Origin of the sequence: Streptomyces sp. NBC_00287 (assembly GCF_036173105.1) — a bacterium.
GTDB lineage: Bacteria > Actinomycetota > Actinomycetes > Streptomycetales > Streptomycetaceae > Streptomyces.
Genome location: NZ_CP108053.1, coordinates 6,062,761 through 6,081,285, shown reverse-complemented (window position 1 = coordinate 6,081,285; position 18,525 = coordinate 6,062,761). Strand labels below are relative to the sequence as shown.

Sequence of the window (18,525 nt, the reverse complement as noted above, 5' to 3'; positions counted from 1 at the left end):
GCGCCCGGATCCGACGCCACACCCCGAGAAGGTTCACGCATGTCTCTCGTTCTTGACCCCGCCGCCCAGGACCTGCTGTTCCGCGAGGCCCGCACCGCGAACAGCTTCACCGACGAGCCGGTGACCGAGGAGCAGGTCCAGGCGATCTACGACCTGGTCAAGTACGGCCCCACCGCCTTCAACCAGTCGCCGCTGCGCGTCACCCTGGTCCGCTCCGCCGAGGCCCGTGAGCGTCTGGTGAAGCACATGGCCGAGGGCAACCAGGCCAAGACCGCCACCGCCCCGCTGGTCGCGATCCTCTCCGCGGACAACGAGTTCCACGAGGAGCTGCCGCAGCTCTTCCCGCACTTCCCGCAGGCCAAGGACGTCTTCTTCGCCGAGCGCCCCGCCCGTGAGGGTGCCGCCGCGCTGAACGCCTCCCTGCAGGCCGCGTACTTCATCATCGGCGTCCGCGCCGCCGGCCTGGCCGCGGGCCCCATGACCGGTCTGGACTTCGAGGGTGTCCGCAAGGAGTTCCTGGACGACGACCACACCCCGCTGATGGTGATCAACATCGGCAAGCCGGGCGAGGACGCCTGGTTCCCGCGCTCCCCGCGACTGTCGTACGACGAGGTCATCACGACCGTCTGAGTGGGATGAAGCATGAGGAAGGCCCCCGGCGTGATCGCCGGGGGCCTTCCTCATGCACGCGTGGCCGGGCCTACTTCGTCTTGAGCGCGCCCGCCATCTCCGCCAGCTGCTCGAACGAGCCCGTGCCCGCCACGATCGTGGTCGAGCCGTCGGCCTTCAGTACGAGCGCGTCGTAGCGGCCGCCGGTGTAGCGGGTCCAGGTCTTGCCGTCTATCTCCTGGGTGGCCTTCGTCTCGTGGGCGCCCTGGGTGGCCTCGTCGATGAACACCTTCGGCTTCTGAGCCGACTGCTCGATCTGGACGTATTCACCGTCGGGCGCGTGGTAACCGAGGTGCCAGGCATCGCCCTGGTCGCCCTGGAACCGCACCGAGGTCGCCTTCCACTCCTTGGCCAGGCCCTCGGGGGCGGCCACGGGGTACGACGCCGCGCGGCGGGCCGTGAGCAGCTCGACCCGGTAGTCGACCCGCTTGAGGTCCGGGGCGGACTCCTCGTGCGGGATGAAGAGGTAGACGACCCCCGCCGCGAGAATGGTCACCCCGAGGGAGAGGACCATGTTCCGGACCGACTTCTGCTTAGCGTTCGTACCTGCCACGTCCCCTATCGTCGCAGGTGCCCCGGTCCGCTCATCCGTGGGGCCCCCTGCTCATTTTGTCGACCTGACGATAGAGTCATGGCCATCACCCTCATCCGGCCGTCGTCGTATCAGAAAGGTGCGCTCCGATGACCGAAAATCATCACTTGCCGTCCGAGCTCGATGTCCCCTCCGAGGCCCCCGACCGCAACCTCGCCCTGGAACTCGTCCGGGTCACCGAAGCAGCCGCGATGGCCGCGGGCCGCTGGGTCGGGCGCGGCGACAAGAACGGCGCCGACGGTGCCGCGGTGCGTGCCATGCGGACCCTCGTCTCCACCGTGTCGATGAACGGCGTGGTCGTCATCGGCGAGGGCGAGAAGGACGAGGCGCCGATGCTCTTCAACGGGGAGCGGGTCGGCGACGGCACCGGGCCCGAGGTGGACATCGCCGTCGACCCGATCGACGGCACCACGCTGACCGCCAAGGGCATGCCGAACGCGATCGCGGTCCTCGCCGCCACGGAGCGCGGGGCGATGTTCGACCCGTCCGCCGTGTTCTACATGGACAAGCTGGTCACCGGGCCCGAGGCGGCCGACTTCGTCGACATCAACGCGCCCGTGTCCGTGAACATCCGCCGGGTCGCCAAGGCGAAGCGGTCCACGCCGGAGGACGTCACCGTCGTCATCCTGGACCGGCCCCGGCACGAGGGGATCATCAAGGAGATCCGGGACGCCGGTGCGCGTATCAAGCTGATCTCCGACGGTGACGTCGCGGGGTCGATCTACGCGCTGCGCGAGGGCACCGGCGTCGACATGCTCCTCGGTATCGGTGGTACGCCGGAGGGGATCATCTCGGCCTGTGCCGTGAAGTGCCTCGGCGGCACGATTCAGGGCAAGTTGTGGCCGAAGGACGACGAGGAGCGGCAGCGGGCGATCGACGCCGGGCACGATCTCGACCGGGTGCTGACGACCGAGGACCTGGTTCAGGGTGAGAACGTGTTCTTCGTCGCCACCGGGATCACCGACGGTGAGCTGCTGCGGGGTGTGCGGTACCGGTCGGATTCCGCGGTCACCGAGTCGATCGTGATGCGGTCGAAGTCGGGGACGGTTCGGCGGATTGATTCCGAGCACCGGCTGAGCAAGCTGCGGGCCTACAGCGCGATTGACTTCGATCGGGCCAAGTAGGTCCCGGACCGGCCAAGAAGAGGGCGCCCTCGGTGCGGAGAGGGCGCCCTTCTTTCTTCTGTTCAGCCTGCTTGCGCTATGCGGCCCGTCGCCCTCGCCGCCTTTTTCAGTTCCAGGTCCCTGCGCCTGCGGCGGGCCAGGACCACTCGGCGTTCTGCTGCGGTGAGGCCGCCCCAGACTCCGTAGGGTTCGGGCTGGAGGAGGGCATGCTCGCGGCATTCGACCATGACCGGGCAGCGTGCGCAGACCCGCTTGGCGGCCTCCTCGCGGGAGAGGCGGGCGGCGGTGGGCTCCTTGGAGGGGGCGAAGAACAGGCCGGCCTCGTCGCGTCGACACACCGCCTCGGTGTGCCAAGGGGCGTCTTGGTCCCTGTCTCGCACTGGCACCCGCTGGGCCGGAACGGCAGCTACCTGCAGGGACGAATGCGGCGGTTGCAGCACGGTCTACTCCTGACGACGGCTTCGCGAGCGAGAGACGATGCAGCAAGGTCTACCCGTTGTACGCGCGCCTATGCAGGGAGTTCCGAACCGCTGGATTCCGGGGGCTCTTGCGCTGCCGGATGAGCGGAGTGGTTGGTTTCGGTTCTCTTCCGATTCGCATCCGTCAATGATCCAGATGCTTGCGCAAACTCTTCTCGACCTTGGCGTGGACCCGGTCGAGGATGTCCGTCACGAGCTTGCCGCGCCTGGGCCTGCCCTCGACGCTGCCCAGTACGGCCCAGCCGTCCACGTAGACCACGGGCGCCGCCGGGTCCTCCGCGTCCAGCATGTCCACCTCGAAGCTGCCGAGGATGCCGCCACCGGTGCCGCGCAGCGACACATTCTCCGGGACGCGGACCTCGATGCTGCCGAAGACCGCGATCGCCTTGATCACGACCTGCTGGTACTCGAAGAGCGCCTCGCTGAGGTCTATCTCCACACTGCCGAAGATCGCGTACGCATGGATCCGGCGCCCCGCACGCCAGCGCCCCTTGCGGACGGCGCTGCTGAAGATCGCGACGGCGTTGTCGTCGGCGTCCACGGGGAGGTGGGTGGGCCGATTCGGGACGGAGGCGAACGAGGCTGCCGGTCTGGCGCTGTGGGCCGCGGGCAGGTCCTTGATGAAGACCTCCAGCTCACCCACCGTCTTGGCGTTCAGCACGCCCTCCACCCGCTCGCTGTGCTCGTCGGCGGTGAGGCGGCCCTCGGCGAGTGCCTCGCGGAGGATGTCCGCGATCCGGTCGCGGTCGGCGTCGGAGGCACGGAGTTCGGTGGCGGCAGTGGGCGCGGTCTGCTTCTGAAGGTCCACAAGAGCAGCGTACCCAAACACGATAGATCGCGATAGCCCCCGCCGGGATCGAACTGAGCCTTACCTCACAAGCTCGCTGTCAGTCGCAGGTTCTACGCTGGTGGACGCTGCCCAATGGAGGTCAGCCGCCGCATCTGTCGAGTGAGGAATGGGCGACATGCCTGAGTTCGCGTACACCGATCTGCTCCCCATGGGAGAGGACACCACCCCGTACCGGCTGGTGACCTCCGAGGGTGTCTCCACCTTCGAGGCCGACGGGCGCACCTTCCTCAAGGTCGAGCCGGAGGCGCTGCGCAAGCTCGCCGAGGAGGCCATCCACGACATCCAGCACTATCTGCGCCCCGCGCACCTCGCGCAGCTGCGGCGGATCATCGACGACCCCGAGGCGTCGAGCAACGACAAGTTCGTCGCCCTGGACCTGCTGAAGAACGCGAACATCGCGGCGGCCGGTGTGCTCCCCATGTGCCAGGACACCGGTACGGCGATCGTGATGGGCAAGCGCGGGCAGAACGTGCTCACCGAGGGCGGCGACGAGGAGGCCCTCAGCCGGGGCATCTACGACGCCTACCTGAACCTCAACCTGCGCTACTCGCAGATGGCTCCGCTCACCATGTGGGAGGAGAAGAACACCGGCTCCAACCTCCCCGCCCAGATCGAGCTGTACGCCGCCGACGGCGGCGCCTACAAGTTCCTCTTCATGGCGAAGGGCGGCGGCTCGGCCAACAAGTCGTTCCTCTACCAGGAGACGAAGGCCGTTCTGAACGAGGCCTCCATGATGAAGTTCCTGGAGGAGAAGATCCGTTCGCTGGGCACGGCCGCCTGTCCGCCGTACCACCTGGCGATCGTCGTCGGCGGTACGTCCGCCGAGTACGCGCTGAAGACCGCCAAGTACGCCTCCGCGCACTACCTGGACGAGATCCCGGCCGAGGGTTCCCCGCTCGGGCACGGCTTCCGGGACAAGGAGCTGGAGGAGAAGGTCTTCGAGCTGACGCAGAAGATCGGGATCGGCGCGCAGTTCGGCGGCAAGTACTTCTGCCACGACGTGCGCGTGGTGCGGCTACCGCGGCACGGCGCCTCCTGCCCGGTCGCCATCGCCGTCTCCTGCTCCGCCGACCGCCAGGCCGTCGCGAAGATCACCGCCGAGGGCGTCTTCCTGGAGCAGTTGGAGACCGACCCGGCGCGGTTCCTGCCCGACACGACGGACGAGCACCTCGACGAGGCCTCCGACGTCGTCAAGATCGACCTGAACCAGCCGATGGAGACGATCCTCGCCGAGCTCACCAAGTACCCGGTGAAGACCCGGCTTTCGCTCTCCGGCCCCCTGGTCGTGGCCCGTGACATCGCGCACGCCAAGATCAAGGAGCGCCTGGACGCGGGCGAGGAGATGCCGCAGTACCTGAAGGACCACCCGGTGTACTACGCCGGGCCCGCGAAGACCCCCGAGGGCTACGCCTCCGGTTCCTTCGGTCCGACCACGGCCGGCCGCATGGACTCCTACGTCGAGCAGTTCCAGGCCGCCGGCGGCTCCAAGGTCATGCTGGCCAAGGGCAACCGCAGCAAGCAGGTCACCGACGCGTGCGGCAGCCACGGCGGCTTCTACCTCGGCTCCATCGGCGGCCCGGCCGCCCGGCTCGCCCAGGACTGCATCAAGAAGGTCGAGGTCGTCGAGTACGAGGAGCTCGGCATGGAGGCCGTCTGGAAGATCGAGGTCGAGAACTTCCCGGCGTTCATCGTCGTCGACGACAAGGGCAACGACTTCTTCCAGGACCCGGCCCCCGCGCCGACGTTCACGTCGATTCCGGTCCGGGGTCCCGGGCTGGCCTGAGGGCCTCAGTTCCCGAGGTCGAAGTCCAGCTTCTGGTAGTCCCCGTCCTCCGTGAAGTGGATCTGCCCGGTCGCGCCGCGGTAGTCACCGGTTCCGCCGGTGACGGACGCGTCGAAGGCGGGCAGTTCCGCCGTCTCCTCCAGCGGAACGCTCATCAGTACCTGGGCGGTGATCTGCCCGCCGGCCAGCACGAAGGTGCCGAGGCACTGGATGTCGAGCGGATTGCCGGTGCGGACGACCGTGCAGGAGCCGCCGTCCCGGCCCACCTTTTCACCGCCCTTTTCCTGGAAGAGGTCATCGGCGAAGGAGAAGGTGTCGCCGACCTTGGGAACCTGCTGCTGGTCCTCCTCCTCGTCGCCCGCGACCTCCCGGGCGTAGAGGGTGAAGTCGTCCTCCTGGGCCGACGCGGGTGCGGAGACCACGAGAGTGCCTGCGGCCGCCAGGCCGGCGCCGAGCGCGGCGAGCGTCCTGATGCTGCGGAGCATGTCCTGCCTCCTGTGGGGTGACGCCCCCCTGCATTCCTTCATTGTCCGGCGCTCCCCTCCCGCCCGCGCGCCGTGAAGATCCGCGCCGACGGGGGAACAGGTGACCTGTCCCGGATGCTGTGACAGGTGGAGGTGATCGGCAGTGGCCGACGCAGAGCAGAGCTATCGCATCGAGCACGACTCCATGGGCGAGGTGCGGGTGCCCGCCCACGCCAAGTGGCGGGCCCAGACCCAGCGTGCCGTGGAGAACTTCCCCATCTCGGGGCAGCGGATCGAGCGGGCCCATATCGAGGCGCTCGCGCGGATCAAGGGCGCCGCGGCGAAGGTGAACGCCGAGCTGGGCGTGCTCGACAAGGACATCGCCGAGGCGATCCAGCAGGCCGCCGTCGAGGTGGCCGACGGGACGTGGGACGAGCACTTCCCCGTCGATGTCTTCCAGACCGGCTCCGGGACCTCGTCGAACATGAACACCAACGAGGTCATCGCCACGCTCGCGAGCGAACGGCTCGGGCGGGACGTACACCCCAATGACCACGTCAACGCCTCGCAGTCGTCCAACGACGTCTTCCCCTCCTCCATCCACATCGCCGCCACCGCCGCCGTCACCCGCGATCTCGTCCCGGCCCTCGATCACCTCGCCGCCTCCCTCTCCCGCAAGGCCGAGGAGTTCGCGGACGTCGTGAAGTCCGGGCGCACCCATCTCATGGACGCCACGCCCGTCACGCTCGGGCAGGAGTTCGGCGGGTACGCCGCTCAGGTGCGGTACGGAGTCGAACGGCTCCAGGCCTCCCTGCCCCGGCTCGCCGAACTGCCGCTGGGCGGTACCGCCGTCGGCACCGGCATCAACACCCCGCCCGGCTTCTCGGCCGCCGTCATCGAGGAGGTCGCCCGGGCCACGGGGCTGCCGCTGACCGAGGCACGCGACCACTTCGAGGCGCAGGGCGCGCGGGACGGCATCGTCGAGATCAGCGGGCAGCTGCGGACCATCGCCGTCGGACTCACGAAGATCGCGAATGATCTGCGGTGGATGGCCTCGGGCCCGCGCACCGGGCTCGCCGAGATCTCCCTGCCCGACCTCCAGCCCGGCTCCTCGATCATGCCCGGCAAGGTCAACCCGGTCATCCCGGAGGCCGTGCTCATGGTCGCCGCGCAGGTCACCGGGAACGACGCCACCGTCGCCACCGCGGGAGCCGCCGGCAACTTCGAGCTCAATGTGATGCTCCCGGTCATCGCGAAGAACGTGCTCGAGTCGATCCGGCTGCTCGCCAATGTCTCCCGGCTGCTCGCCGACCGGACCGTCGACGGCATCGTCGCGCACCGTGAACGGGCCCGCGAATACGCCGAGTCGTCACCCTCCGTGGTCACGCCCCTGAACAAGTACATCGGGTACGAGGAGGCCGCCAAGGTCGCCAAGAAGGCGCTCGCGCAGCGCCGGACCATCCGTCAAGTCGTGCTGGAGAGCGGTTATGTGGAGCGCGGCGACCTCACCCTCGCTGAGCTGGACGAAGCCCTGGATGTCCTGCGTATGACGCGCCCGTGACGATTCCCGCCAACACTGCGAACCGTGACGTTCGCCGCAGCGTCGTCAGTCAGTGACACCTAATATCTGTGCATGGCAGACGGCGGAGCGATGACGACAGTGGAAGCAGGCGGGTCCCCGGCGCGCTGGGCGCCCGGAAGTCACATTCTGTGGCGGTACCGGCAGAACGCCGGTGCACGCTTCCACATCGTGCGTCCCGTCACCGTCGTGCGGGACGACGCCGATCTGCTCGCCGTATGGCTGGCGCCCGGGACCGAGTGTCTCAAGCCCGCGCTCGCCGACGGCACCCCCGTGCACCAGGAGCCCTTGCGGTCGCGCTACACCAAGCCCCGTACGGTGCAGCGCGACCGCTGGTTCGGCACCGGGGTGCTGAAACTGGCCAGACCCGGCGAGCCGTGGTCGGTGTGGCTGTTCTGGGAGCCGGGCTGGCGGTTCAAGAACTGGTACGTGAACCTGGAGGAGCCGCTGGTGCGTTGGGCGGGCGGGGTGGACTCCGAGGATCACTTCCTGGACATCTGTGTGTACCCTGACCGGACTTGGGGCTGGCGCGACGAGGACGAGTTCGCCCAGGCCCAGCAGGACGGCCTGATGGACGCCGCGACCGCCGCACGGGTGCGGAAGGCCGGACGGGCCGCGGTGGAGGTGATCCGCGCCTGGGGGCCGCCGTTCTCGGACGGCTGGCAACACTGGCGCCCGGACCCGTCCTGGGCTGTACCGTCACTGCCGGAGGAGCTGCCAGGGGGCTCGGGCCGTACGCCCGCGCACATGTCCTCATGAGACCCTTGATGCGCCCCCGGGCAAGAAACGTAGGATCGTCCTCCGCAAGGGCGCGCGGCGGCAACTACCGGAGCGTGCACTGGGCTTGACCGATCGTCACCGAGGGGCGGCTGGACGTGAGCGAGGGGTACGAGGGCAACACCGGTACGGGCGGCGCAGAGCCCGCCGGTGACACAGGAACAGCCTCTGGCCACGCGGGAATCCCGTTCCTGGGGCACGTATTGCGGGTATCGGGACTTCGGCGGGACGAACAACACGCCCCGGACGGATGGATGCGACACGCGTGACGGAGCAGCCGACCTCCTTCGAGCGCCCCCTGCCGGGCGCCGACCCCGCGGATCCCCGCGGGGCGCTCCTGCGTACCCCGACCCCGCCCCGCGCGCCCGGCGCCGCCGCGTTACCCGCGCAGGCGCGCACCGGCGAACCGCCCTCCACCCCGGGCACCACCGCACCGTCCGGCAACGACAAGGCCCCCGTGAGCAACGGTCCCGAGCATGCGCAGCCCTCCGCCGCCGCGGAGGCCGACACCCATCGTCCCCGGCCGGTCCCGGAGGGCATCCCGGCCCAGCCGAGCACCGAGACGGCGCCGGAAGAGCGCCGTAGCGGGCAGGGCGTGCAGCCCGGCCGGCCCACGCCGATGCGGCGGGACGGGGACCGGCTGCGGTTCGTGGGCGCCGCGACCCGGCGGATCGCCCGCGGCATAGACCTCGACGAGATCGTGATGGGGCTGTGCCGGGCGACCGTGCCGACGTTCTCCGACGCGATCCTCGTCTACCTCCGCGACCCGCTGCCGGTCGGCGACGAGCGGCCCACCGGGCCCGTCGTGCTGCGGCTGCGGCGCACCGACCGGATACCGGAGGAGCGGGACACCGAGGGCGGCTTCCTGCCCGCGCAGGGCGTGCCGGAGCCGACCGAGCTGGCTGAACTGTCCGCCGTGACCGCCGAGTTGTGCGAGGTACGGCCCGGCGGCGCGCTCGCCGAGGTACTGCGCGGGGTCCGCCCGGTGTTCGCCGACGCGCCAGCCGCCAGCGCCGCGCTGCCCGAACTCCTGGGCGACGACGGCGAATTGGTCGTACCCACCGGTCAGCGCGCCATCCTCGCCCCGCTGCGGGGCCGACGCCGGGTGATCGGCGCCGCGCTCTTCCTGCGCCGCCCCGAGCGCATCGCCTTCGAGGCGGACGATCTCCTGGTCGCCGCCCAACTCGCCACGCACAGCGCGCTGGGCATCGACAAGGCGGTGCTGTACGGCCGTGAGGCGTACATCGCCGACGAGCTCCAGCGCACGATGCTGCCCGAGACCCTGCCCCGGCCGACGGGCGTACGGCTCGCGTCCCGCTATCTGCCCGCCGCCGAGACCGCGCGCGTGGGCGGCGACTGGTACGACGCGATCCCGCTGCCGGGCAGCCGGGTGGCGCTCGTCGTGGGCGACGTGATGGGCCACTCCATGACCTCCGCCGCGATCATGGGCCAGTTGCGTACGACGGCCCAGACGCTCGCGGGCCTGGACCTGCCGCCCCAGGAGGTGCTGCACCACCTCGACGAGCAGGCGCAGCGGCTCGGCACGGACCGCATGGCGACCTGTCTGTACGCCGTGTACGACCCGGTCTCGCATCGCATCACCATCGCCAACGCCGGTCATCCGCCGCCGGTTCTGCTGCATCTGGGCGGGCGGGCCGAGGTGCTGCGGGTGCCGCCGGGTGCGCCGATCGGGGTCGGCGGCGTCGACTTCGAGGCCGTGGAGCTGGACGCGCCGGCCGGGGCGACCCTGCTGCTCTACACCGACGGGCTGGTCGAGTCGCGGCTGCGGGACGTGTGGACCGGGATAGAGCAACTGCGGGAGAAGCTCGCCGCGACCGCTCAGCTCACCGGTCCTGATCATCCGCCGCCGCTGGAAGCCCTGTGCGACGAGGTGCTCGACATGCTCGGGCCCGGCGACCGGGACGACGACATCGCGCTGCTCGCCGCCCGCTTCGACGGGATCGCGCCCAGTGATGTGGCGTACTGGTTCCTGGAGCCGGAGGACGCGGCGCCCGGGCGGGCCCGGCGGCTGGCCCGGCGTGCGCTGTCCCGGTGGGGACTTGAGGAAATGACCGACTCCGTCGAGCTGTTGGTGAGCGAGGTCGTGACGAACGCGGTGCGGTATGCCTCGCGGCCGGTGACGCTGCGGCTGCTGCGGACGGATGTGCTGCGGTGCGAAGTCGGGGACGATGTACCGCAGTTGCCCCGGCTGCGGCAGGCTCGGGCTACCGATGAGGGTGGGCGCGGGCTGTATCTGGTGAACAAGCTGGCCAGACGGTGGGGGGCGACGAGGCTCAGCACCGGGAAAGTCGTGTGGTTCGAACTGAACCGAGGATGAGCTGAACCGAGGACGAACCGAGGGCCGGCCCCCAGTGCGGGGACCGGCCCTTTTCCTTACCGCTCTTCGTCCGGGTCGACCGGATCCTCCGGGATCTCGTCCGTCGGAGGCTCCGTCGTCGGTTCCTGCGTCGTCGGCTCGTCCGTCGGTTCGTTCGTCGTCGGGGTGTCCGTGGGCGTCTGGGACGGGGACTGGCTCGGGGCCTCGGTCGTCGGGGCCTGAGTCGTCGGCTCCTGCGTCGTCGGCTCTTCCGTCGGCTCCTGCGTCTTCGTCGGCGTCCAGGACGGCTCGACCGCCGCGCCCTGGTCGGTGTCCAGGTCGAACTCGGCGTCCGTGTCGGTCACTCCGAACATGTACGCCGCCCAGATCTGCGCCGGAATGCCACCACCGTTGACCCGGCCCGTGCCGGGCAGTTCGCCCGTCGCGCCCTTCATGTTGACCTGCTTGCCCGACTTGGCGTCCTCGCCGAACAGGCCGACCGAGGTCACCAGGTCCGGTGTGTAGCCCGTGAACCAGGCCGACCTGCCGAAGTCGGACGTACCCGTCTTGCCGGCGACCTCCTGGCCGTCGCGGGCCGGGTTGTCGCGCACGGACTTCTGGGCCGTACCGTCGTCGACCACGCCGGTGAGCACCGAGGTCACGGTGTCGGCGGCCTCGGGGCTGATGACCTGGTCGCCGATCGGGTCGGGCATGGCGATGGTGCGGTTGTTCTGCTCGGCGGACTTGATGAGGGTCGGGGTGACCTGCTTGCCGTGGTTGTCGAGCGTGGCGTAGACCCCGGCCATCTGCAGCGGGCTCGCGCCCATGGTGCCGAGGGTCTGGGCGGGCACCGCCTGGAGGTCGTCGTCCATGCCGAGCGCGGCCGCGGTGTCCATCACCTCTTCCATGCCGACATCGACGCCCATCTGCGCGAACACCGAGTTGACGGACTTGTTCATCGCGGTCTGGACGGTGACGTCGCCGTAGTCGACGTCGTCCTCGTTCGGCGGGGCGAAGCCGACCTTATTGCCGTTCGCGTCCACCACCGGCCGCTTGCTGGTGCCGTCGTAGACCGTCTTCGCGCCGATCGTCTCGCCGTCCTGCGTCTTCGCCTGGTTCTCCAGGGCGGCGGCGAGGATGACCGGCTTGAACGTCGAGGCGGGCTGGTAGTCGGTGCGGGTGGCGTTGGAGCGGTAGTGCTTGAAGTAGTCCTCGCCGCCGTACAGGGCGACGATCTTCCCTGTCTTCGGGTCGACCGAGACGGCACCCGCCTGGATGTCCCCGTCGACGGGCCGCTCCTTCGCGTCCAGCTTGCGGGTCAGCTGGGACTTGACCGACTTCTCCAGCTGCGCCTGCTTCTTCGGGTCGATGTTCAGGGTGATGGTCCAGCCCTGGCTCTTGACCTGGGTCTCGGCCTCGGCGCGCGAGATGCCCTCCTCCTTCATCAGCTGCTCTTCGAGCTGATTGTTGGCGAGGTCGACGAGATAGCCCTTCTGGCCGTCGAGACCGGCGGCGGCCTTGGGCTCCTTGGGCACCGGGAACTTCATCGACTGGCGCTCGGAGGAGCTCAGCCAGCCCTCCTCGACCATGTTGTTGAGGACGTAGTTCCAGCGGTTCTTGACGAGCTCCTTGCCCGTCTCGGACGCGACCGCCCAGTCGTACTGGCTCGGCGCCTGGAGGAGAGCGGCGAGATACGCGCCCTGCGCGATGGAGAGCTTCTCGGCGTCGACCCGGTAGTAGGCCTGCGCGGCGGCCTGGATCCCGTAGGCGTTACGGCCGAAGTAGCTGGTGTTGAGATAGCCCGCGAGGATGTCGTCCTTCGACATCTGGCGGTCCACCTTCAGCGAGATCACCAGCTCCCGGAGCTTACGGGTGACCGTCTGCTCCTGGGTCAGGTAGTAGTTCTTGACGTACTGCTGGGTGATCGTCGAACCGCCCTGCGCGCCCTTGCCGCTGAGCGTGTTGATCAGACCTCGGGCCGTGCCCTTGAAGTCGACGCCGGAGTCCTTGTAGAAGGTCTTGTTCTCGGCGGCGACGAAGGTGTTGCGGACTTCCTCGGGCACCTTGGACAGGTCCACGATCTCGCGGTTGACCTTGCCGTCGCGGGCGAGGACCGAGCCGTCGCTGTACTTGTAGACGTTGCTCTGGAGCCGCGCGGCCGCGTTGCCCTTGGGGACGTCCACCATCAGGTACAGCACGATGAAGCCGCCGATGCCGAGCAGGCAGAGGCCGAGGAACGTGCCGAGGATCTTCTTCCAGGTGAAGAACCTGCGTATGCCGCTCTTGCCGGCCGCGCCGGACGAGCGGCGACGCTTGGGCGCCGCGCGGCGGCCACCGCGCTGCCGCGCTCGTCTCTCTTCCGCTCGTCCCATGAGTCCGATCCGCTCCGCTTCGCTCTGGTGTGCACTTCCGCCACACAGGTTCGCCGCTCAGGTCAGCTCAGAAAGCTAACACCGGGAGATGTGACAAAGGGCTGCCGATCCGGTCTTTTACGGACGTGACAATCAGCACCCGTCTCAAAGGAACCGACCACTGACAGGTGCGAAGGGTTGCCCGGCCCGTTAAAGTGTTATCACTTAGCTAGACCAATGCTAGTTGCAGGGAAACGGGGGAACCACCCATGTCCGACAACCACACGCCCACCACCACCGACGTACCCCACATGCCCGAACCACGCGTGCGCGAGTTCACCGCGCACAGCATCGGCGGCGGCCTGGCGCTGCTGCTCGGCCTGCTCGGGCTCGCCGTCGGGGCCGGCTGCATCGCCGGCGCCACCGCGGTCGACGGGACCGGCGCCAAGGCCGCGCTGATCGCCGGTGGCATCCTGATCGCGCTCTGCGCCTTCCTCGCGATGTGCGGACTGAACATGGTCGCGCCGGGCGAGGCCCGGGTGGTGCAGCTCTTCGGCCGGTACCGGGGGACGATCCGGCAGGACGGGCTGCGCTGGGTGAACCCGTTGACGTCGAGGGCCAAGATCTCGACCCGCGTCCGCAACCACGAGACCGCGGTCCTCAAGGTCAACGACGCCTACGGCAACCCGATCGAGCTCGCCGCGGTCGTGGTGTGGAAGGTCGAGGACACCGCCCAGGCCACCTTCGAGGTGGACGACTTCCTGGAGTTCGTCTCCACCCAGACCGAGGCGGCCGTGCGGCACATCGCCATCGAGTACCCGTACGACGCCCATGACGAGGACGGTCTCTCGCTGCGCGGCAACGCCGAGGAGATCACCGAGAAGCTCGCCTTCGAACTGCACGCGCGCGTGGAGGCGGCCGGAGTGCAGATCATCGAGTCGCGCTTCACGCATCTCGCGTACGCTCCGGAGATCGCCTCGGCGATGCTCCAGCGGCAGCAGGCCGGGGCGGTCGTCGCCGCCCGTCGGCAGATCGTGGACGGAGCGGTCGGGATGGTCGAGGCGGCACTCGCGCGGATCTCCGAGCGGGACATCGTGGAGCTGGACGAGGAGCGCAAGGCGGCGATGGTGTCGAACCTGATGGTGGTGCTGTGCGGTGACCGGTCGCCGCAGCCGGTGCTCAACACGGGAACCCTCTACCAGTGACAGCTCCCCAAGGCCGGCCGCAGCGCAAGCAGGTGCTGCTGCGGCTGGACCCGGCCGTCTACGAGGCACTGGCCCGCTGGGCCGGGGACGAGCTGCGGTCCGCGAACGCGCAGATCGAGTTCCTGTTGCGCAAGGCGCTGGCCGAGGCGGGGCGCCTGCCGAAGGAGACGGGACCGATCCCGCGCCGCGGCCGGCCACCCGCCGACCCTCCCGAATCCCAGTAGCAGAACCGTGACAATCGGCCCCCACCTGGGCCGCCGTACCCCGGCCATGATCTAGACACTCGGCGTATACATGCCGCGTATACACCCCGTGTAGAGTCCTCGACATGTCCATCGGTCACACCCTCCTAGGGCTCCTGGAATCGGGCCCCCGTCACGGCTACGACCTGAAGCGGGCCTTCGACGAGAAGTTCGGTCACGACCGGCCGCTGCACTACGGCCAGGTCTACTCGACGATGTCCCGGCTGCTGAAGCACGGCCTCGTCGAGGTCGACGGCATCGAGCCCGGCGGCGGCCCCGAGCGGAAGCGGTACGCGATCACCGACGCCGGGGTCACCGACGTACAGCGGTGGCTGGCGACGCCCGAGAAGCCCGAGCCGTATCTGCAGTCGACGCTGTACACCAAGGTCGTCCTCGCGCTGCTCACCCGGCGCGATGCCGCCGACATCCTCGACACCCAGCGCGCCGAGCATCTGCGGATGATGCGGATCCTGACCGACCGCAAGCGCAAGGGCGATCTCGCGGACCAGCTGATCTGCGATCACGCCCTGTTCCATCTGGAGGCCGATCTGCGCTGGCTCGAGCTGACCGCCGCGCGCCTCGACAAGCTGGCGGAGGTGGTGGTCAAGTGACGCCGCCCGCCGGTGCCCTGCTCGCGGCCGAGGAGCTGCGCAAGGCCTACGGTCCGACCGTCGCGCTCGACGGCGCCGAGTTCTCCGTGCATCCCGGGGAGGTCGTCGCCGTGATGGGGCCCTCCGGCTCCGGGAAGTCGACGCTGCTGCACTGTCTCGCCGGGATCGTGCCCCCGGACTCCGGGTCGATCACGTACGCCGGGCGGGAGATGGCGACGATGAGCGACGCCGAGCGCAGTCAGTTGCGGCGCTCGGAGTTCGGGTTCGTGTTCCAGTTCGGCCAGTTGGTGCCCGAGCTGACCTGCGTCGAGAACGTCGCCCTGCCGCTCAGGCTGAACGGCACCTCCCGCAAGGAGGCCGAGCGCACCGCGCTGTCCTGGATGGAACGTCTCGAGGTCGACGATCTGCGCAAGAAGCGCCCCGGTGAGGTCTCCGGCGGTCAGGGGCAGCGGGTCGCCGTGGCCCGCGCGCTGGTCACCAGCCCCCGGGTGGTGTTCGCCGACGAGCCGACCGGAGCGCTGGACTCCCTCAACGGCGAGCGCGTGATGGAACTGCTCACGGAGGCCGCGCGCTCCACCAACGCCGCCGTCGTGCTGGTCACGCACGAGGCTCGGGTGGCGGCCTACTCCGACCGCGAGATCGTCGTACGGGACGGGCGGTCCCGGGACATGGAGCGGATCGTATGAGCCAGTGGGGGAGGGACCTCGCCCTGGGCGTCAGATTCGCTTTCGCGGGTGGGCGCGAGGGCTGGACCCGGGCGCTGCTGACGGCCGTCGGGGTCGGGCTCGGGGTGGCGTTGCTGCTGCTGACGACCGCGATCCCGAGCGCGCTGGCGGCCCGGGACGACCGGAACGACGCGCGCACCGACATCACCTACAGCTCCGAGGCGCCGCCCGAGGCGGACAACACGCTGCTGGTCGCGATGGCCGACACCACGTACCGCGGCGCGGACATCCGAGGACGCGCGCTGGAGCCCGAGGGCGCGAAGGCCCCGCTGCCGCCCGGCGTGGACGAGTTCCCGGCGGTGGGCGAGATGGTGGTCTCCCCCGCGCTGAAGCGGCTGCTGGAGTCGGACGGCGGCAAGCTGCTGCGCGAGCGGCTGCCGGACCGGATCGCGGGGACCATCGGGGACGCCGGTCTGGTCGGCTCGGCCGATCTCAGCTTCTACCGGGGCGCCGAGGGCCTCGCCGGCCATGTCGACGGCGCCGAGATCACCCGTATCGACCGCTACGGCGACCCGAACCCGTACCGCGAGAAGACCGACCCGGTGCTGGTCCTGCTGATCCTGGTCGTCTTCGTCGCACTGCTGATGCCGGTCGCGGTGTTCATCGCGGCGGCCGTGCGGTTCGGCGGCGAGCGGCGCGACCGGCGGCTCGCGGCGCTGCGTCTGGTGGGCTCCGACGGCCGGATGACCCGCCGGATCGCGGCGGGCGAGGCGCTCGCGGGAGCGCTGCTCGGGCTGGTCTTCGGTACGGTCTTCTTCCTGATCGGACGTCAGATCGCGGGCTCCGTCGAGGTGTTCCGGTTCAGCGTCTTCCCGCACGACCTCAACCCCTCCCCCGCGCTCGCCCTGCTGGTGGCCGTGGCGGTCCCGGCGGCCGCGGTGCTGGTGACGCTGCTCGCGCTGCGCGGGGTGGTCATCGAACCGCTCGGCGTGGTGCGTACGGCGAAGCCCGCGCGCCGCAGGCTGTGGTGGCGGCTGCTGCTGCCGCTCGGCGGACTCGCCATGCTCTACCCGATGATCGGGCAGGGCAACAACGAAGGCGACTTCAACCAGTACCTCGTCATCGGCGGTGTGATGCTGCTGCTGGTCGGCGTGACGGCGCTGCTGCCGTGGGTCGTGGAGACGGTCGTGGCCCGGCTGAACGGCGGCTCGGTGGCCTGGCAACTGGCCGTACGTCGACTGCAGTTGAGCAGCGGTACGGCCGCCCGGCTGGTCAACGGTGTCGCGGTCGCGGTGGCCGGGGCCATCGCCCTGCAGATGCTGTTCTCCGGGGTGGAGAGCGACTACACCAAGGACACCGAGTACGACCTCACCAAGGCGCAGATGCAGGTGACCGTGGGCGGCGGTGTGGAACTCGGCGCTGCCGCCCGGGAGTTGCGGAACACCGAGGGCGTGCGCCAGGTGGTCGCCCACGGCGAGGGCTATCTGGGCGACAAGCGCATGGACCCCGTCGAGAGTGCCGCGGTGACCGTCGGCGACTGCGCGGCGCTGCGCGAGGTGGCCGATCTGCCCTCCTGCCGCGACGGTGACGTCTTCGCCGTGCGGCGCGTGGAGTACGACACCAGCACCCCGAAACTGGCCGTCCCCGGCAGGATGCTGTACCTGGACCCGAGTTACGAGGGTTCCGTCCCGGGCCGGGAGGTCGCCTGGAAGGTGCCGGCGGACCTGCGCAAGGTGGACTCGCGCACGGATCTGAGCGGCCAGGAGCGCGGCGGCTTCCTGATCACCCCGAAGGCGCTGCCCGAGGGGGCCGGGCCGGCCATGATCGGGCGCGCGTACATCGGTCTCGAGACGTCCGTGGCCGACGCCCGTGAGCATGTGCGCAACACCGCGGCGGCCCTGGGCCCGCTGGTGCGCCCCCAGGACTGGTCCGCCACCGAGCGGTCCGACCGCTACGCCTCCATCCGTACCGGCCTGTTCGTCGGCGCCGTGTGTGTGCTGGTGCTGATCGGGGCGAGCCTGCTGGTGTCGCAGCTGGAGCAGTTGCGCGAGCGCAAGAAGCTGCTGTCGGCGCTGGTCGCCTTCGGCACCCGGCGGCGCACGCTGAGCCTGTCGGTGCTGTGGCAGACGGCGATCCCCATCACGCTGGGCCTGCTGCTGGCCTCGACGGTGGGCCTCACCCTCGGCGCGGTCCTGCTGCGGATGACGGCCACCCCGGTGCGCGTCGACTGGGGAAGCCTGCTGTCGATGACGGGCGCCGCGGCCGGAGTCGTCCTCGCGGTGACCCTGCTCAGCCTGCCTCCCCTGCTGAGGCTGATGCGCCCGGACGGTCTGCGCACGGAGTGAGCACGGGCCCCTCCCCGACGCCGGGGAGGGGCCCGCTCCTACTCACAGGCTGTACTCCCGCACCACCCGTCTGACCTGGGCGAACAGCATGCCCACATTCACCGACTTACGGCAGACGACCACGGCGACGACATCCTGCTGCTCGGTCATGCGCACGAAAAGATGGGTGAGGTTCTCGCTGTTGACGAGGATCTCCTGGAAGAAGTGCTGGTCGCTCTCGATCCCCCGGCGCTCCTTGAAGACGTCCTCGATCATCACGACCGTCCGCCCCTGGAACAGGTCGAGGGTCGCTCCCGCCAGCAGATCCAGCACCTCCGGCGGGTGGTTGTCGATCGTCTCGTACGACAGCAGCATGCCGGTGGACATGTCGACCACGCCCGAGGCCACACAGTCGGGGGCGTCCGTCCGCAGGGACTTGACCAGGCCCATCACCTGGTCGGAGAAACCGGGGGTCATCCGCTTGGTCGCCATG

17 protein-coding genes are annotated in these 18,525 nt (G+C 69.6%); 11 read left to right on the top strand and 6 right to left on the bottom strand.

Features of this window, described 5'->3' with window-relative positions:
- Positions 1–39: 39 nt before the first annotated feature.
- The gene (locus tag OHT76_RS27880; RefSeq protein WP_328873603.1) at positions 40–630 is read left to right on the top strand and encodes a malonic semialdehyde reductase; all 591 of its coding nucleotides are present in this window, start codon (positions 40–42) and stop codon (positions 628–630) included.
- Positions 631–700: 70 nt separating this feature from the next.
- On the opposite strand, the gene OHT76_RS27875 is transcribed toward OHT76_RS27880, so the two are convergent.
- The gene (locus OHT76_RS27875; RefSeq protein WP_328873602.1) at positions 701–1,222 is read right to left on the bottom strand and encodes a DUF4245 domain-containing protein; all 522 of its coding nucleotides are present in this window, start codon (positions 1,220–1,222) and stop codon (positions 701–703) included.
- A 128-nt stretch (positions 1,223–1,350) separates the two neighbouring features.
- Here OHT76_RS27875 and glpX point away from each other — a divergent pair, with 128 nt between their 5' ends.
- On the top strand, positions 1,351–2,385 hold the full coding sequence (gene glpX / locus OHT76_RS27870; protein ID WP_328873601.1) for a class II fructose-bisphosphatase: 1,035 nt from the start codon (positions 1,351–1,353) through the stop codon (positions 2,383–2,385).
- Between the two features lie 62 nt (positions 2,386–2,447).
- On the opposite strand, the gene OHT76_RS27865 is transcribed toward glpX, so the two are convergent.
- Both OHT76_RS27865 and OHT76_RS27860 read right to left on the bottom strand, forming a co-directional pair.
- Positions 2,448–2,825 (bottom strand): WhiB family transcriptional regulator, encoded by a 378-nt coding sequence (locus OHT76_RS27865; RefSeq protein WP_328873600.1) that lies wholly within the window; start codon positions 2,823–2,825, stop codon positions 2,448–2,450.
- Positions 2,826–2,988: 163 nt separating this feature from the next.
- Positions 2,989–3,672, bottom strand: a complete 684-nt coding sequence (locus tag OHT76_RS27860; RefSeq protein ID WP_328873599.1) for a DUF1707 SHOCT-like domain-containing protein — start codon at positions 3,670–3,672, stop codon at positions 2,989–2,991.
- Between the two features lie 157 nt (positions 3,673–3,829).
- Between OHT76_RS27860 and OHT76_RS27855 the strand changes: the two genes are divergently transcribed.
- Positions 3,830–5,497: a fumarate hydratase gene (locus OHT76_RS27855; RefSeq protein ID WP_328873598.1), complete on the top strand. Its 1,668-nt coding sequence runs from the start codon at positions 3,830–3,832 to the stop codon at positions 5,495–5,497.
- A gap of 5 nt (positions 5,498–5,502) precedes the next feature.
- Here the strand turns inward: OHT76_RS27855 and OHT76_RS27850 are convergent, their stop codons facing one another.
- Positions 5,503–5,982 (bottom strand): allene oxide cyclase barrel-like domain-containing protein, encoded by a 480-nt coding sequence (locus tag OHT76_RS27850; RefSeq protein WP_328873597.1) that lies wholly within the window; start codon positions 5,980–5,982, stop codon positions 5,503–5,505.
- Positions 5,983–6,124: 142 nt separating this feature from the next.
- On the opposite strand from OHT76_RS27850, the gene OHT76_RS27845 reads away from it, so the two are divergent.
- The 3 genes from OHT76_RS27845 to OHT76_RS27835 all read left to right on the top strand — a co-directional run bounded on the left by OHT76_RS27845 (position 6,125) and on the right by OHT76_RS27835 (position 10,655).
- The gene (locus tag OHT76_RS27845; RefSeq protein ID WP_328873596.1) at positions 6,125–7,522 is read left to right on the top strand and encodes a class II fumarate hydratase; all 1,398 of its coding nucleotides are present in this window, start codon (positions 6,125–6,127) and stop codon (positions 7,520–7,522) included.
- A 72-nt stretch (positions 7,523–7,594) separates the two neighbouring features.
- Positions 7,595–8,299 carry a cytidylyl-2-hydroxypropylphosphonate hydrolase gene (gene fomD / locus OHT76_RS27840; RefSeq protein ID WP_328873595.1) on the top strand — a complete coding sequence of 235 codons (705 nt, stop codon included), beginning with the start codon at positions 7,595–7,597 and terminating at the stop codon, positions 8,297–8,299.
- Between the two features lie 268 nt (positions 8,300–8,567).
- Entirely contained in the window at positions 8,568–10,655 is a 2,088-nt protein-coding gene (locus OHT76_RS27835) for a SpoIIE family protein phosphatase (protein WP_328873594.1), read from the top strand.
- A 56-nt stretch (positions 10,656–10,711) separates the two neighbouring features.
- On the opposite strand, the gene OHT76_RS27830 is transcribed toward OHT76_RS27835, so the two are convergent.
- The gene (locus OHT76_RS27830; RefSeq protein WP_328873593.1) at positions 10,712–13,006 is read right to left on the bottom strand and encodes a transglycosylase domain-containing protein; all 2,295 of its coding nucleotides are present in this window, start codon (positions 13,004–13,006) and stop codon (positions 10,712–10,714) included.
- 248 nt (positions 13,007–13,254) lie between these two features.
- On the opposite strand from OHT76_RS27830, the gene OHT76_RS27825 reads away from it, so the two are divergent.
- The 5 genes from OHT76_RS27825 (at position 13,255) to OHT76_RS27805 (ending at position 18,053) form a co-directional block, all read left to right on the top strand.
- A complete protein-coding gene (locus tag OHT76_RS27825; RefSeq protein WP_328873592.1) occupies positions 13,255–14,190 on the top strand; it encodes an SPFH domain-containing protein in 936 nt (311 codons plus the stop codon).
- Entirely contained in the window at positions 14,187–14,414 is a 228-nt protein-coding gene (locus OHT76_RS27820; RefSeq protein ID WP_328873591.1) for a hypothetical protein, read from the top strand. The genes OHT76_RS27825 and OHT76_RS27820 overlap by 4 nt, the downstream gene beginning before the upstream one ends.
- A 104-nt stretch (positions 14,415–14,518) precedes the next feature.
- Positions 14,519–15,043 (top strand): PadR family transcriptional regulator, encoded by a 525-nt coding sequence (locus OHT76_RS27815; RefSeq protein WP_250077429.1) that lies wholly within the window; start codon positions 14,519–14,521, stop codon positions 15,041–15,043.
- On the top strand, positions 15,040–15,729 hold the full coding sequence (locus OHT76_RS27810; protein WP_328873590.1) for an ABC transporter ATP-binding protein: 690 nt from the start codon (positions 15,040–15,042) through the stop codon (positions 15,727–15,729). Before OHT76_RS27815 ends, OHT76_RS27810 begins: the two co-directional genes overlap by 4 nt.
- Positions 15,726–18,053: an ABC transporter permease gene (locus OHT76_RS27805; RefSeq protein ID WP_328873589.1), complete on the top strand. Its 2,328-nt coding sequence runs from the start codon at positions 15,726–15,728 to the stop codon at positions 18,051–18,053. Before OHT76_RS27810 ends, OHT76_RS27805 begins: the two co-directional genes overlap by 4 nt.
- Positions 18,054–18,095: 42 nt before the next feature.
- On the opposite strand, the gene OHT76_RS27800 is transcribed toward OHT76_RS27805, so the two are convergent.
- Positions 18,096–18,524 carry a hypothetical protein gene (locus tag OHT76_RS27800; RefSeq protein WP_328873588.1) on the bottom strand — a complete coding sequence of 143 codons (429 nt, stop codon included), beginning with the start codon at positions 18,522–18,524 and terminating at the stop codon, positions 18,096–18,098.
- Position 18,525: the final 1 nt, after the last annotated feature.